Below are 15,901 nucleotides of genomic sequence, written 5' to 3' on the forward strand. Positions count from 1 at the left end.
TGTAAAGAGCGATTGTTATATGACAAGGAAATAAAAATATGAGTGATCCAATGAAAACAGCATTAAGCCTTGTGCCTATGGTTATTGAACAAACCAATCGTGGTGAACGGGCCTATGATATTTTTTCCCGTCTTTTAAAGGAGCGGATTATTTTTATTAATGGCCCTGTTGAAGATAGTATGGCGATGCTTGTTTGTGCACAATTACTTTTCTTGGAAGCCGAAAATCCTAAAAAAGAAATTAGTCTTTATATTAATTCTCCAGGGGGTGTTGTGACCTCTGGAATGGCTATTTATGATACTATGCAGTTTATTCGCCCTCCTGTTTCTACACTTTGCATGGGGCAGGCAGCATCTATGGGATCATTATTGTTAACAGCTGGAGGAAAAGGTCATCGTTTTACATTGCCAAATGCACGTATTATGGTGCATCAACCCTCTGGTGGTTTTCAAGGTCAGGCTTCAGATATTGAGCGACATGCACAAGATATTATAAAGATGAAACGGCGTTTAAATGAAATTTATGTTCAACATACAGGTCAAGGTTATGAGGTTATTGAAAGAACGCTTGATCGCGATCATTTTATGACAGCAGAAGAAGCTAAAGCATTTGGTTTGGTTGACGATGTTATACAGTATCGTGCAGAAACTGAAAAAGAAGAAAAAGATTAAGAGTTTTTATAGAAAAAACAGCTACTTTAAATAAAGAGTTTAATAGAAAATATCGCAAAAATTAGGAGAAACACCTAAAAATATTAAGACATTTATGATTTTCTATATGTCTTTTAGTTTTCATGATGAAAAGCTTCCTTTGAAAAGGCGAAGTATTCATATATCGTGGTGAAAGGAAAGAAAAATGAGCAAAATTAGCAATAGCGGGAACGAATCAAAAAATACTCTCTATTGCTCGTTCTGCGGCAAGAGTCAACATGAGGTGCGTAAGCTCATTGCGGGGCCTACTGTATTTATCTGTGATGAATGTGTAGAGCTTTGCATGGATATTATTCGGGAAGAAAACAAGTCTTCTGGGGTTAAGGTGCGTGATGGTGTTCCTACTCCACAGGAAATTATAACAGTTCTTGATGATTATGTTATTGGTCAGCAGTATGCAAAGCGTGTTCTTTCTGTTGCCGTTCATAATCATTATAAACGGTTGGCGCATCAGTCTAAAAGCAATGATATTGAATTGGCTAAATCAAATATTCTTCTTGTTGGTCCAACGGGCTGCGGTAAAACTTATCTTGCACAAACATTAGCACGTATTATTGATGTTCCTTTTACAATGGCGGATGCGACCACTTTAACTGAAGCAGGTTATGTGGGGGAAGATGTTGAAAATATTATTTTAAAACTTCTTCAAGCGGCGGATTATAACGTTGAACGTGCGCAGCGTGGTATTGTTTATATTGATGAGGTTGATAAGATTTCTCGTAAGGCTGACAATCCTTCTATTACAAGAGATGTTTCTGGAGAAGGAGTTCAGCAAGCCTTATTAAAAATTATGGAAGGAACGATTGCTTCTGTTCCTCCACAAGGTGGACGTAAACATCCCCAACAAGAGTTCCTTCAGGTTGACACCACAAACATTTTATTTATTTGTGGGGGGGCTTTTGCAGGTTTAGAGCGGATTATTTCAGGACGTGGTGAAAAAACTTCCATTGGTTTTTCTGCGACTGTTAAGGCTCCTGATGAACGTTGTGTTGGTGAAATTTTTCGTGATTTAGAGCCTGAAGATCTTATAAAGTTTGGTTTAATACCAGAATTTATAGGGCGTCTTCCTATCGTTGCCACCTTAGAGGATTTAGACGTTAACGCTCTCGTGCAAATTTTGTCACAACCTAAAAATGCATTGGTAAAGCAATATCAGCGTCTTTTTGAAATGGAAAATGTTGAGTTAGCATTTCACGAAGATGCTTTACGTGCTATCGCGAAGAAAGCAATTGAACGTAAAACTGGTGCACGTGGTTTACGATCCATTATGGAGAAGATCCTTCTTGAGACGATGTTTGAATTACCAGCTCTTGAAGGGGTTCAAAAAGTGGTTATTTCAAGCGATGTTGTTCATGGGAAAGCGAGTCCTCTTTATATTTACTCAGAACGTGCAGAAGATAAAGAGAATGTATCAGCATGACATTGCTGCGATATACAATATAAAAAGAGTTAATGAATGGTATTTAATAAACGTTTCTAATAATATCGTTATAATGCTTGATTTATGTGTTAGCAATTACCACTTCATGTATTGTGGAGAGCTGAGGTTTTCTAAGGGTGGGCTTGGTATTATAGATAGCTCATAGCTCCAGAAAGGAGAGTTATGCAATATATTGATGAAAAGATAGATGAAGTGAGAGATGGGGTTTATGCTGTTTTACCTCTTCGTGATATTGTTGTCTTCCCCCATATGATTGTTCCACTTTTTGTGGGCCGCGAAAAATCAATTCGTGCTCTTGAAGAAACGATGGCGGTTGATAAGCAAATCCTTTTGGTGACACAAAAAAATGCTTCTGATGATGATCCAAAATCAGAGGATATTTATCATATTGGTACATTTGCCAATATTCTCCAACTTTTAAAGCTTCCTGATGGAACGGTAAAGGTCTTGGTTGAAGGGACTGCACGTGCAAAAATTAGTCAATTTTCTTTAAGTGATGGTTATCATCAGGCTTTTGCAGCTGTTACAGAAGAACCTAGAGAGGGTGATGTTGAGATTGAAGCTCTTTCAAGGTCGGTAATTGCTTATTTTGAAAACTATGTAAAGCTTAACAAAAAAATCTCTCCTGAAGTTGTCAATGCAATAGGCCAGATTGATAATCCTTCTAAGCTTGCTGATACGATTGCCTCTCATTTGATGATTAAACTTGCAGAAAAACAGGAAATATTAGAGCTCTTATCTGTACGAGCTCGTCTTGAACGTGTTCTATCTTTCATGGAAGGAGAAATTTCTGTTTTGCAGGTTGAAAAACGTATTCGTTCGCACGTGAAACGGCAAATGGAAAAAAACCAACGGGAATATTATCTCAATGAGCAAATGAAGGCTATTCAAAAAGAGTTAGGAGCAGGAGATGATAGCCGCGATGAGCTCTCTGAGCTAGAAGACCGTATTAAGAGTACAAAACTATCCAAGGAAGCACAGGAAAAAGCTGGAGCAGAATTGAGAAAATTACGGAATATGTCTCCGATGTCGGCAGAAGCAACAGTTGTTCGTAACTATCTTGACTGGTTATTAGCAATGCCTTGGGGTAAAAAATCTAAGATTAAAAACAATTTAGATTTTGCTGAAAAGGTCATGAATAATGAACATTTTGGTCTTGAAAAAGTCAAGGAGAGAATTATTGAATATTTGGCTGTGCAAAGTCGTGCATCAAAGATAAAAGGTCCCATTATTTGTTTATTAGGTCCTCCTGGTGTTGGGAAAACATCATTAGCGCGCTCTATTGCAAAGGCAACGGGGCGTGAGTATGTTCGTATCTCATTGGGAGGTGTACGGGATGAAGCGGAAATTCGCGGACATCGCCGCACCTATATTGGTTCCATGCCTGGAAAAATTATCCAGTCTATGAAAAAAGCAAAAAAATCTAACCCGCTTTTCTTGCTTGATGAAATTGATAAAATGGGACAGGATTTTCGTGGAGATCCTTCCTCTGCTTTATTAGAAGTTCTTGATCCTGAACAAAATGCTACATTCATTGACCACTATTTGGAAGTTGAATATGATCTTTCTGATGTCATGTTTATCACAACTGCCAATACCCTTAATATTCCAGGTCCATTAATGGATCGAATGGAAATTATTCGTATTGCAGGTTATACTGAATGTGAAAAAATGGAAATTGTTAAGCAGCATCTTTTACCAAAGGCACTCAAAGACCACTGTTTGTCTAAAAAAGAACTCAGCATTTCTGATGGAGCACTAAGATCGATTATTCAGTTTTACACACGTGAAGCAGGTGTCCGTAATCTTGAGCGTGAACTCATGAAAATAGCCCGTAAATCTGTTACAAAAATTCTCAAAACGCATCAAAAATCTGTAAAGGTTACAGAAAGTAATCTCGGTGATTTCTTGGGTGTTAAACGTTATCATTACAATCAGATTGAAGGAGAGAATCACATTGGTGTTGTAACAGGTCTTGCGTGGACAGAAGTTGGTGGAGAGTTATTGACCATTGAAGGTGTGATGATGCCCGGCAAAGGCAAGATGACTGTAACTGGAAATTTGCGTGATATTATGAAAGAGTCTATTTCCGCGGCAGCATCTTATGTGCGTTCTCGTGCTGTTGATTTTGGGGTTGAACCTTCACTTTTTGAAAAATGCGATATCCATGTTCATGTTCCAGAGGGAGCGACACCAAAAGATGGACCATCTGCTGGGATTGCTATGGTGACAGCAATTGTTTCAGTTCTTACAGGGATAGCTGTGCATAAAGATATTGCAATGACTGGTGAAATTACTTTACGTGGACGTGTTTTACCAATTGGTGGATTAAAAGAAAAACTCCTAGCTGCGCTTCGAGGAGGGATAAAAAAAGTACTTATCCCTGAAGAAAACGTAAAAGATTTGGTTGATATTCCTGATGATGTCAAAAATAATATGGAAGTTATTCCAGTAAATCATGTGAGTGAAGTTTTGAAACACGCTCTGGTTCGTTTTCCTGACACTATTGAGTGGAAAGAACCTTCTACAGTAGCTGTCCCTATCCGGTCAGAGAACAGCGATAGTGAAGGAATACAGATTGCGCACTGATTCACGCATCTTGCTTATATCGGCATTTTAAAAGGTACAGAAGGCATTGTTGTGGTTATTATTCTTTTTTTTGTTAAAAAAAGTGAAAAATTCCGTGAATAACTGTGATTATTGCTAAAAAAACAATGTTTTGAATAAAAATAAGATTTCTGTTTGCTGTACTTTTCAATAAACTGATCAATAACATGATTAGATCATGTTGTCAGTTAATATAGGGAAAGGAAATATCTTATGAATAAAAGTGAACTGGTTAGTTCCGTTGCTGAAAAGGCAGGTGTTTCGAAAGCGCAAGCTGGTGCTGTTGTTGACGCTTTTATGGCTTCTATAACAGAAACTTTAGCTTCAGGAGGCGATGTACGTCTTCCAGGTTTTGGCTCTTTTGAAGTTTCTCATCGTGCTGCGACAAAGGGGCGTAATCCTTCAACTGGTGCTGAAATCGATATTCCAGCACGTTCTGTGCCTAAATTTTCTGCAGGAAAAAGCCTTAAAGAAGCGGTTAATAAAAAATAATTTAAACAACATTAAAAAAAACCCGATTTATTTATAAGCGGGTTTTTTTACAGATATTTCTTAGACAGAGATATTGTGGTACGTTTTTCATATAAAAATTTTAAGTCTTTGTACCTTTTTTCTCATTTCATGAATGACTAATGTTTCTGAAAATGATTGTAAAAGTTACATAAAATACCATAGGCTTGAAATGTATATTTTTTAACCTTTTCAATAAATATTCCATTTTAATAATGGGCTATTATAGAGCTTATAAAATATGAGTTAATTTTTATTATGTGGAAGGGCTAAAGAGTTTCTTCAGAAACAGTACCTATAAAAATAGTATAAAACAAAAAAATTCTGTGAAATGTATAAAATTTTCTATAAGCTACCGTTTTTTGCTTAATAAGGGTGCTCGTTGACGGTATCATACTATTTTTCAGTTTCTATAATGTTGTGGTCGGCTCTCGGCATTTGAGGCTAGTGCATAAAGAATAGTTTTATTCTTTTTAATAGCTCTCTTAACTTACAAGACTAGTCTTGCTAGTGTGAGCGAGCACTTGACGGATTAAGCAGATGGTCTTTATTGATTGCTATAAGAGAGTCTGAAATAAAAAAATACGATATTTAAGTTGCTCATTTAAGATAGAAAGAGATAAATTATAATTATAAGTCAAAATATTGTAAGTTTATTTTATAAAGAGGTATTGCCATTTCAATGATGCAAGCGAGTATTTTTTCTTTATTACACAAAAGTTAAAATGAGAAGGTCTCATAAACATTAAGAAAAAAGTCAAAAAAAGAAAAGATTATTATTATAAAATAATATATTGATATAATTATTCGTATCTTTTACATTATTGAATAAATGCTGAAATATAAACAACAACCTATCGATTGAGATAGTATTTTTAACAAGGCGTCAGAATATATTTGTTATAAACAGGCGCTCTTTGATTCCTTATTCGTTAACCACTGAACACAATCATTGAGAGCTCTCGCTGTTATAGCTTGTTTTTTTGCTAATTTTTTTTCTTTACTTGGCAAGCGTTTTTTTGAATCTTTAAGAGAAGCAATAGGGGGGAAGAGTCCAAAATTGATATTCATTGGCTGAAAAGACTGTCTTTCTGCTTCTTCATCTATAATGTGTCCTCCCGTAATATGATTCAAAAGAGCTCCGAATGCTGTGGTTTGTGGGGGAATGCAAGGACAATTATGATGATATTCGGCAGCAGCAAAACGTCCAGCAAGAAGCCCTATAGCCGTTGATTCTACATAACCTTCACATCCGGTAATTTGCCCTGCAAAGCGTAGTTGTTTTTTTTGTTTTAAACAAAGGGTTTGATCAAGAATGATTGGAGAATTGAGATAGGTATTACGGTGAAGACCACCAAGGCGTGCAAATTCCGCTTTTTCAAGACCGGGAATCATTCTAAAAATGCAAACCTGTTCTCCATATTTTAGTTTTGTTTGAAAGCCAACCATATTGTAAAGCGTTCCGAGTTTATTATCTTGGCGTAATTGAACGACAGCATAGGGTTTAACGGTAGGATTATGGGTATTTGTTAAGCCCATAGGTTTCATAGGACCATGTCTTAAAGTTTCAATCCCACGCTCAGCCATAATTTCGATGGGAAGGCATCCATCAAAATAGGGCGTTTTTTCAAAGTCACGAAACTCTGTTTTCTCTGCACTTTTTAGTGCTTCAACGAATGTTTCATATTGTTCTTTGTTGAGGGGACAATTAAGATAATCTTTTCCTGTTCCTTCAGGACCAATTTTATCGTAGCGAGACTGATACCAACAAATATTCATATCAATACTATCGGTATGGATAATAGGTGCAATAGCATCATAAAAAGAAAGGGCTTTTATGCCGGTTATTGCTTTTAACTCTTGAGCAAGTGCAGGTGAGGTAAGGGGCCCCGTTGCAATAACAACATGTTTCCAATCTCTAGGAATCTCTTGAATTTCTTCGCGTTTGATCTTTATAAGCGAATGGTTTTCAAGTGCTGATGTCACGGTTTTTGAAAATCCATCACGGTCAACAGCAAGAGCACTGCCCGCGGGGACTTTATTGGCATCAGCAGCTTTCATAATTAATGATTTTGCTAATCGCATTTCAGCGTGTAAAAGCCCTACGGCATTTGTTGATGAATCATCAGAACGAAAGGAGTTTGAACAAACCAGTTCTGCCAATTTATCAGTTTTATGGGCATCTGATTTTTTTTGGGGACGCATTTCATGCAAAACAACAGGAATTCCTGATTGAGCGATTTGCCAGCTTGCTTCACACCCTGCAAGACCGCCACCGATAATATGAATTGGAGTATCAAATGTCTTTAACATAGTCGACTTATTAGCCTAAGTCGCCGTGTATGAAAAGCGTAGATTTTGTTTTGTTCTTTGTAAGAAAGACGTGTATTGAGTTTTTTTTAATATATTTGTTTGCTTTTTTTCTATAATTAATGGTATAGAAACGCCGCTTGTATAAGGTTATTAGCTTGCTTAGTTTGAGCGGATGTGGCGAAATTGGTAGACGCACCAGATTTAGGTTCTGGCGGGAGACCGTGGGGGTTCGAGTCCCTCCATCCGCACCAAAGCAATCCCTTAAGTGCTACGGATTTCTACGTGTCTGGAATTCCGCTTCATGGTAATGTAACACTTGAAGTGTTAGAATGTAATGATGATTAGAGAGGGGTTATCCCTTTCCTTAGAAAAATGAAGGTGTTTAATGCAGGTTACCGAGACGCTTAATGAAGGACTGAAGCGCGAAATTAAGATCGTGGTTCCAGCGAAAGATTTAGAAAAAAAGTTGAATGAACGATTGGATGATACCAAGGGTAAAATCAAGCTTAATGGTTTTCGTCCTGGTAAAGTGCCAGGTGGGCATTTGCGAAAAATGTATGGTAAATCTTTCATGGCAGAGATTCTCAATGAGATACTCGCTGATGCGCCACGTTCTGTTTTAGCAGACCGCGATGAACGTCCAGCGATGCAACCGAAAATTGATATAGATGAAGATGAAAAAACTCTAGATGGAAAAGCCGATTTTACTTTTAGTTTAAAGTATGAGGTTTTACCAAAAATTGAAATTAAAGCCTTTGAACATATTGAAGTTATTCGTGAAATTGCAGCTATTCCTGAAAAGGATATTGATGAGCAAGTCAATCGCGTCCTTTCTTCTACACGGAATTATTCTCTAAAAGAGGGATCTTCCGAAGAAGGTGATCGTATTACCATAGATTATCTAGGTAAGCTTGAAGGAGTTCCATTTGAAGGTGGGGCAGATAATGATGCACAACTAATTCTTGGATCAAAACAATTTATTCCTGGTTTCGAAGAACAATTGGTTGGTATAAAAGCTGGGGATGCAAAAACAATTTCTGTAAAATTCCCAGATAATTATAGTGCAGCGCATTTAGCAGGACGAGAAGCAGAGTTTGATATCACTATCAAAGCTGTCTTCAAACCAGATGAATTAAAAATTGATGATGAGGCGGCGAAAAAAGTTGGCTTAGAATCTCTAGATCGCTTGCGTGAGGTTGTTCGTGGACAGATTGAAAGTCAATATGGTTCAATGACACGTCAAAAAATTAAGCGTCAAATTCTTGATGCTTTAGATGCTGATTATAATTTTGAGATTCCTGAAGGGCTTTTAGAAATTGAATTCAATAATATATGGGCTCAGGTTAATGATGATTTGAAAAAGGCCGGGCGTACTTTTGAAGACGAGGGTATTACAGAAGAAAAGGCACGGGAGGAATATCGTGTCCTTGCGCAACGTCGCGTCCGTCTTGGTTTAGTGCTTTCTGAAATTGGAATGAAGGTCGGTGTTAAAGTTAGTGAGGATGAGCTAAAAGCAGCTGTTTTTGAGCAAGTTCGTCAATATCCTGGTCAAGAAAAAGAGATTATGGATTTTTTCCGTAAGACGCCGGAAGCTGTTGAAAATCTGCGTGCTCCGATTTTTGAAGAAAAAGTTATTGATCATTTGTTAGCACAGATAAAAGTTACAGATAAAGAAGTGACGATTGAAGAATTAATGAAAGAATATGACGAATTAGATCTTCCTGAAGAAAAGCCGGCAAAGAAAAAATCTGCTGTGAAAGAGAAGTCTGCAGAGAAAACATCGGCTAAGAAAAAGGCTTCTAAAAAAGCTTAATATTTCCGCAAATAAAACAAGCCCGATGGAAACGGGTTGTTGTGATATTGTTATATTCCAAGCTTGTACTGTAAATGGTTTGAAATAAATTATGAGATATATTTTAAAATATTGGTGGTGGATTGGCAATGAGCATCATTGATACGCGTGCACCTAATTCTAAACGTTTTATTTCTGGCGTTACAGGTGATTGGGAAGTCATCATTGGCATGGAGGTTCATGCGCAAATCATATCAAATTCAAAACTTTTTTCAGGTGCATCAACCAAATTTGGTGCAGAGCCAAACAACCATGTATCACTTATTGATGCGGCTATGCCAGGGATGTTGCCTGTTCTTAATCAAGAATGTGTTCGTCAGGCAGTTCGAACAGGTTTGGGATTAAAAGCGCGTATTAATTTAAAATCTGTTTTTGATCGTAAGAATTATTTTTATCCAGATTTACCGCAGGGGTATCAGATTTCTCAGTTTCGATATCCCATTGTAGGAGAGGGGAAGATTATTATATCTGTTGGTCCAGATTCAAATGGTCAATTTGAGGATATTGAAATAGGAATTGAAAGATTACATCTTGAACAGGATGCTGGAAAATCAATGCATGATCAACATCCAACAATGTCTTTTGTGGATCTTAATCGCTCTGGTGTTGCGCTTATGGAAATAGTTTCCAAACCTGATATGCGCTCATCAGATGAAGCCAAAGCTTATATGACAAAATTGCGTACGATTGTTCGTTATTTAGGGACCTGCGATGGCAATATGGATGAAGGTTCTATGCGTGCAGATGTTAATGTATCCGTTCGCCGTCCTGGTGAAGCTTTTGGAACGCGTTGTGAAATTAAAAACGTTAATTCTATACGCTTTATTGGTCAAGCGATTGAGTATGAAGCGCGTCGTCAGATCGCGATTTTAGAAGATGGAGGCGTCATAGAGCAAGAAACTCGGCTTTTTGACGCCACTAAAGGAGAAACCCGCTCTATGCGCTCAAAGGAAGAAGCGCATGACTATCGTTATTTTCCTGATCCTGATCTTTTACCATTAGAATTTGATCAAGCATTTGTGGATGCTTTGGCCGCGGATTTACCAGAATTGCCCGATACTATAAAAGCACGTTTTGTTAAAGAAATGGGATTGACAGTGTATGATGCTTCCATTCTTGTGACAGAAAAAGCTATTGCTGATTATTTTGAAGAAGTCGTTCGTGGGCGTGATGGAAAAATAGTTGCCAATTGGGTAATCAATGATCTTTTAGGGGCTTTAAATAAAAATAATCGTGAAATTGATGAGACACCAGTATCGCCAAATCAATTGGGAAGCATTATTGATCTTATAAAAGAAGGTGTTATTTCTGGAAAAATTGCCAAAGATCTTTTTGAGATTGTTTGGAATGAGGGGGGAGATCCACGCCAAATTGTAGAAGAGCGCAATATGAAGCAGGTAACTGATACAAAGGCTATTGAAAGAGCTGTTGATGAGATCGTTGCCAATAATTCTGATAAAGTTGCGCAAGCAAAGCAAAAGCCTGCTTTAGCAGGTTGGTTTGTTGGACAGGTAATGAAAGCAACAGGCGGTAAGGCAAATCCTCAAACTGTTAATGAATTAGTTAAGATGAAACTTGGCATAGATTAAATTTTATGGGGTAGAGAAGAATTTATAAATATGATATCTTCTCGAAATGAAGGGATGAAAAATTATCCTATCAATTGGAGTTGTGTCTGAATTTACCAGCAAATTTTTCGGTAATTTAAAGCATTAACAAGTTTATTCCAGCGATTGATTTCATGAGCATACTGAAGAAATGGAATAGAAAATGGCTCGTTTTTTTAAGCAAATCTTTACCTGGTGGAATGGTAATACCATGGGTACGCGTTTTTTCACATGGCGTAAAGGTAAGCAGATAGGGAAAGATCAATTTGGTAATATATATTATGAAGGGGGACTTCATAAGGATGGTTACCCGCACCGTTGGGTTATTTATAAAGACTATTCTGAACCTTCTACTATTCCACCAGGTTGGCACGGTTGGATTCATCATCGTTGTAAGTGGCCACCGACACAGGAAGATTATCATTCCTATGAATGGGAAAAGCCGCACGTTGCAAATATGACAGGAACAAGTGAGGCCTATCGACCAAAGGGGGCTATCCCTTACAATGATGAGAGTCCTTGTGTACGTAAAGATTATGATGCGTGGTCACCTAAAAAATAAAATGTTTTAATGGGCGTGTGTATTTTTGTCTTTTTTGGCTCTACGTTATAACAAGAGTTATTTTTAGGGTGCGATTGGTTTAGATATGATGAGGTTTTCTTTATTGTTAGGGTTGAAGCATTTTATATATATTTTTTTAATGGGAATTTTAGTGCTTTTATCCTTAAATAGTGGGGGGCGGGCTGAGCGTATTAGCAATGGAATTGCTGTATTTGCAGGTCTTGATAAAATTACAGGTCGGACGACGCGTTTTGAAGTTTCTCTTGGTGAAGTTTATCAGTATGGTGCATTACAGGTAACACCTCGTGCTTGTTATACGAGCTCTAAAGATGAACCAACGCGTACAACAGGTTTTGTTGAAGTCAATGAAGTAACATTAGATAAAAAAATACGTCGTATTTTTACAGGATGGATGTTTGCAGATAGTCCTGGTTTGAACGCTGTTGAGCATCCTATTTATGATGTGTGGTTAAAAGATTGTAAACAAAGTTCTCAAAATCTACCTCTTCAGTAATAATGTGTTAGCACATTGAGTTATAAGGATGATTTATCATTTTAAAATTTGAATGAGAGGTTTAAATTTCTGTGATTCTCTTATTGCAAGCTTTCTTATATTGAAACGATCAAAACGATTGCCTTATTCATTATAAGTGGTGGGCGTGTGGATAAGGCTATTTAAGAAAGGAATAAAGTTTCTCTCATGAATCTTTTAAATTCAAAGGATGCATTATACGAATCAACGTATTATTTTTTCGAGTGTTCCATAGAAAACAATTCTTAAGCTATATCTGTTAGAGGTAGGAATGAAAGGCTTGTGTATATTTATTCAAGGGCTGAAGTAACTCTTTAGCATTTAATAGGCCCCTCCCCCTCGTGAAAAATAGAACGCCATTGTATTGCACATACTTCAAGGCTTTTCTTAAAGAGACGCTCTTAAGGCTCGTCATATCCGTTTTGTGACAGCGTTTGTAAGTAGTATAATGATAAATCCATTGAGCCCCTATCTTTACGTTTGTGAAAGAGCATGCAGACACTACCACATATTTGGATTTGCCCCCAATGTTGCCAGACAGTTTTTGGAACTTAAGACTCTTGATAAGAGGTATTTTTATTTCTCTCTTGTACTGTTTTTATCACGACAACTTTTCCCACTTGTAACGTGTAGGCGAATGGTCAATATAAACTAAGTTTGGGTTAAGAAAATCTTACGATATTGAGAGGCTTAAACCAATATAAGTAAAATTAAATTATCCTTGTAAATCAAAATATTGCCTTTGTGATGATACAGATTATTAAATGCGTAATTTATGAAATACCAATGATTATATCGAGAAAAAATATGTTGCTAAGCCTTTCTTCATATGGAGATTTTTTCATTCAAAGAGTAGAAGCAATTCAAGTTCTATTATTAGAACGATAGAGATTTAAGATTATTTAAAGTTTCACTTGAAATATGGCGTGATTAAAAAAATGCAAAAATTAGTATATTTCTGACAAAAAGCAACATATATGTACTTAATATTTTTTTACGATGAGTGCCTCATAAGTGAGTTATATTTATTTATAAGTTCTTATATATGGTATGATAAACTTTACATTTTAATAAGCAGAATATTGCTCATTTTTAAATCGTATTTTTGATATTCGTGCTTTTCAAAGTCTTTTGTATAAAAGAGTGGTTGTTTTTACGGTGAGCTGTTGGAAATTTTAAAAAGAGGCTTGAAGAGGCGTTAAAAAATTCCGTATCACTGGGAGTAGTGGTATCCTTATTTTTGTAAAGAAAAACCAGTTATTCTGAAGAAGAAGAGATTTTATCAAATGAAAGTTTCTTGTTATCCATATAAGAATGTTTCCCGATTGCCGAGAAAACCTAAAGAACCTTTATTAAATGTTCCCTTTATTATTGTTGTCTTGATCGTATTTTGTTTTTGTCTTTATTGCATTCCTCAGTATTTTTTTTCCCATCAGCGTTATATTGAAAGTCTTGAGTTTTTTTCATTTACACCAGCATTGTTTAAGACGGATCCTATCGCATTTTTTTATACCATGGTGAGTTATTCATTTATGCATGGTAGTTTTAAACATGTTGCTCTTAATATGGTTTGGCTTTTGGTTTTTGGTTCTCCTTTAGTAAGGCATTTTGGTGTTTTACGTTTTTTAATTTTTTGGGTACTAACGGCAGTTATATCCGTTTTGACGTATTTTACATTTCATCAAGAAAGTATCATATCACTTGTTGGAGCATCAGGTGCTGTATCTGGAATGATGGGGGCTATTGCACGTTATGGTTTTCCCAGCGGTTATTTAGGTATCAATGCGCAAAACGAAAAACCTTTGGGAACTTTATTATCTATCAAAAAAGCCCTTTGTTCCAAGAGCGTACTTATTTATATAAGTGTATGGTTGGCGGCTGATTTTATCATAGGTATTTCTTCCGTTTTGTTTGAAGAAAATGGCATCTCAATAGCATGGGAAGCCCATATTGGCGGGTTTCTTACGGGTTTTTTGTTGGTTGGCTTTTTTGATATTTCACAAAAAATTAAAAGCTAAAATCTAAGATATTTATGTGTTATATAAAGTGCTATTGTTGCTGCATTCGAAACATTTAATGATTTAATATTTCCCGGCATATCAAGGCGAGCTAAAGCGCAAACTGTTTCACGCGTTTTTTTTCGTAAGCCTTTTCCTTCTGCGCCTAAAACAAGAGCAATTTTATTCCCTGTTAATGTTGTTTCTAGAGGTTGATTCTCTTCTGAATCGAGGCCAAAGCTTGTAAACCCTGTCTGATGGAGCTTTTGAAGAGCTTCTGCAAGGTTTCTTACGGTAATATAATGAATCATTTCCAAAGCCCCTGATGCCGCTTTTGCAAGAACACCGCTTTCTAGGGGAGAATGACGGCAAGTGGTAATAAGTGCTTTAGCTTTAAATGCAACGGCAGAGCGCATAATAGCGCCAACATTATGTGGATCAGTAATTTGATCCATGACAATGACCAGATCAGCATTGGTTAGTTCCGATAGTTGGCATGGTTTGAGAGGAGAAGTTTCTAAAACAATCCCTTGATGAACTGCTTCACTTCCAACGAGCGAATCAAGATATTTAGGGGTACATAATGTAACAGGACAAGGATAATCTGATTCGGATATATTTAATCGCTTTAAGGCATTTTGTGTAACGTAAAGACATTTAAAAATTCTTTTTGGGTTTTTTAAAGCAGCCTGAACTGAATGAATACCATAAAGATAGATTATTCCTTGCTGTAAAGAAGCGGTTTCCTTCTTCAGATGTGTGGAAGATCGAGAAGGAAAGCCTTGTGTATCGCGATATCGACGACGTAAACGAGCATAATGAGAATTTTGTGATGTTTTTTCTTTCATAACTTCTTTATAGCGTTTTAATAAGAAAAATAGCTAGAAAAAATCTATGATTTAACGTTATGAGTAGGAAATTTGTACAGAATTGTATTTATTCTGTTGACAGATACAATCGTAATCGTCATAACCACTTCGCAATCGGATTGAATTGAATGGGTGTTCAAGATGATTGTCGTGATGCCTCATCGCGCGACTTTTTTGGTGTAATGGAGGGGTGCCCGAGTGGTTAAAGGGGGCGGACTGTAAATCCGTTGCGTATGCTACGTTGGTTCGAATCCAACCCCCTCCACCATTCATCGAAGGAGAGTTAGTACGTGAGTTAAGCGGGTATAGCTCAATGGTAGAGCAGCAGCCTTCCAAGCTGAATACGCGGGTTCGATTCCCGCTACCCGCTCCAAATGGTTGTTGTGATTAGGCGAATGGATATAATATAGATATAATGGAGGGTATTCCATTATTGAAAGTGGGCGGTATTTTCCGCCTAAGAGTTGTGGTGATTGGGCTGGTGTACGGTCCAGTTTAATTCAGTTCTGCAAGCCTGTTTCTAGGTGCTAACAAAGACAGGGAATAAAAAGAGATTAATAGCAATGGCGAAGAGCAAATTTGAACGTACGAAACCGCATGTTAATATAGGTACGATTGGTCACGTTGATCATGGGAAGACTTCGTTGACAGCAGCGATTACGAAATTTTTTGGTGAGTTTAAAGCATATGATCAAATTGATGCAGCACCAGAAGAGCGCGCCCGTGGTATTACCATTTCTACAGCACACGTTGAGTATGAAACGGAGAATCGTCACTATGCCCACGTTGATTGTCCCGGGCACGCAGATTACGTGAAAAATATGATCACAGGTGCAGCGCAGATGGATGGCGCTATTCTGGTTGTTTCTGCGGCTGATGGTCCGATGCCTCAGACCCGTGA

The 15,901-nt window shown here is 37.1% G+C and carries 12 protein-coding genes and 3 tRNA genes; 13 read left to right on the top strand and 2 right to left on the bottom strand.

The genetic code is table 11. The features are described 5' to 3' along the window. Positions 1-38 precede the first annotated feature (38 nt). The 4 genes from clpP to PVV65_RS06455 all read left to right on the top strand — a co-directional run bounded on the left by clpP (position 39) and on the right by PVV65_RS06455 (position 5,250). Entirely contained in the window at positions 39-671 is a 633-nt protein-coding gene (gene clpP / locus PVV65_RS06440) for an ATP-dependent Clp endopeptidase proteolytic subunit ClpP (RefSeq protein ID WP_273789617.1), read from the top strand. Positions 672-855: 184 nt separating this feature from the next. Beyond that, positions 856-2,130 (top strand): ATP-dependent Clp protease ATP-binding subunit ClpX, encoded by a 1,275-nt coding sequence (gene clpX / locus PVV65_RS06445; protein ID WP_273755485.1) that lies wholly within the window; start codon positions 856-858, stop codon positions 2,128-2,130. A gap of 183 nt (positions 2,131-2,313) precedes the next feature. After that, positions 2,314-4,740 (top strand): endopeptidase La, encoded by a 2,427-nt coding sequence (lon, locus tag PVV65_RS06450; protein WP_273789618.1) that lies wholly within the window; start codon positions 2,314-2,316, stop codon positions 4,738-4,740. 231 nt (positions 4,741-4,971) lie between these two features. Further along, positions 4,972-5,250 carry an HU family DNA-binding protein gene (locus tag PVV65_RS06455; RefSeq protein WP_273755487.1) on the top strand — a complete coding sequence of 93 codons (279 nt, stop codon included), beginning with the start codon at positions 4,972-4,974 and terminating at the stop codon, positions 5,248-5,250. Positions 5,251-6,168: 918 nt separating this feature from the next. Here PVV65_RS06455 and trmFO read toward each other — a convergent pair. Then, positions 6,169-7,581 (bottom strand): methylenetetrahydrofolate--tRNA-(uracil(54)-C(5))-methyltransferase (FADH(2)-oxidizing) TrmFO, encoded by a 1,413-nt coding sequence (gene trmFO / locus PVV65_RS06460; RefSeq protein WP_273789619.1) that lies wholly within the window; start codon positions 7,579-7,581, stop codon positions 6,169-6,171. A gap of 168 nt (positions 7,582-7,749) precedes the next feature. Between trmFO and PVV65_RS06465 the strand changes: the two genes are divergently transcribed. From PVV65_RS06465 to PVV65_RS06490, 6 genes are all read left to right on the top strand, one after another. Continuing rightward, positions 7,750-7,832: transfer RNA gene (locus PVV65_RS06465), tRNA-Leu, on the top strand. Between the two features lie 134 nt (positions 7,833-7,966). Further along, positions 7,967-9,394, top strand: a complete 1,428-nt coding sequence (tig, locus tag PVV65_RS06470; RefSeq protein ID WP_273789620.1) for a trigger factor — start codon at positions 7,967-7,969, stop codon at positions 9,392-9,394. 128 nt (positions 9,395-9,522) lie between these two features. Further along, positions 9,523-11,022, top strand: a complete 1,500-nt coding sequence (gene gatB / locus PVV65_RS06475) for an Asp-tRNA(Asn)/Glu-tRNA(Gln) amidotransferase subunit GatB (protein ID WP_273789621.1) — start codon at positions 9,523-9,525, stop codon at positions 11,020-11,022. A gap of 181 nt (positions 11,023-11,203) precedes the next feature. Beyond that, positions 11,204-11,602, top strand: coding sequence for an NADH:ubiquinone oxidoreductase subunit NDUFA12 (locus PVV65_RS06480; protein WP_273755491.1), 399 nt, complete (start codon positions 11,204-11,206; stop codon positions 11,600-11,602). A gap of 88 nt (positions 11,603-11,690) precedes the next feature. Then, positions 11,691-12,116, top strand: a complete 426-nt coding sequence (locus tag PVV65_RS06485; protein WP_273789627.1) for a DUF2155 domain-containing protein — start codon at positions 11,691-11,693, stop codon at positions 12,114-12,116. A 1,304-nt stretch (positions 12,117-13,420) separates the two neighbouring features. Further along, a complete protein-coding gene (locus PVV65_RS06490; RefSeq protein ID WP_273789622.1) occupies positions 13,421-14,152 on the top strand; it encodes a rhomboid family intramembrane serine protease in 732 nt (243 codons plus the stop codon). Here the strand turns inward: PVV65_RS06490 and PVV65_RS06495 are convergent. Continuing rightward, complete coding sequence (locus PVV65_RS06495) at positions 14,149-14,979, bottom strand: RNA methyltransferase (protein ID WP_273789623.1); 831 nt, start codon at positions 14,977-14,979, stop codon at positions 14,149-14,151. The two genes, PVV65_RS06490 and PVV65_RS06495, sit on opposite strands and share 4 nt — an antisense overlap. Before the next feature lie 205 nt (positions 14,980-15,184). Here PVV65_RS06495 and PVV65_RS06500 point away from each other — a divergent pair. The 3 genes from PVV65_RS06500 to PVV65_RS06510 all read left to right on the top strand — a co-directional run. Then, positions 15,185-15,268: transfer RNA gene (locus PVV65_RS06500), tRNA-Tyr, on the top strand. Between the two features lie 31 nt (positions 15,269-15,299). After that, positions 15,300-15,373: transfer RNA gene (locus tag PVV65_RS06505), tRNA-Gly, on the top strand. Between the two features lie 190 nt (positions 15,374-15,563). Then, a partial coding sequence (locus PVV65_RS06510; RefSeq protein WP_273789624.1) for a GTP-binding protein occupies positions 15,564-15,901 on the top strand: 338 nt, incomplete at its 3' end.

The sequence above is a fragment of the Bartonella sp. ML70XJBT genome, assembly GCF_028618425.1.
Taxonomy (GTDB): Bacteria; Pseudomonadota; Alphaproteobacteria; order Rhizobiales; family Rhizobiaceae; genus Bartonella.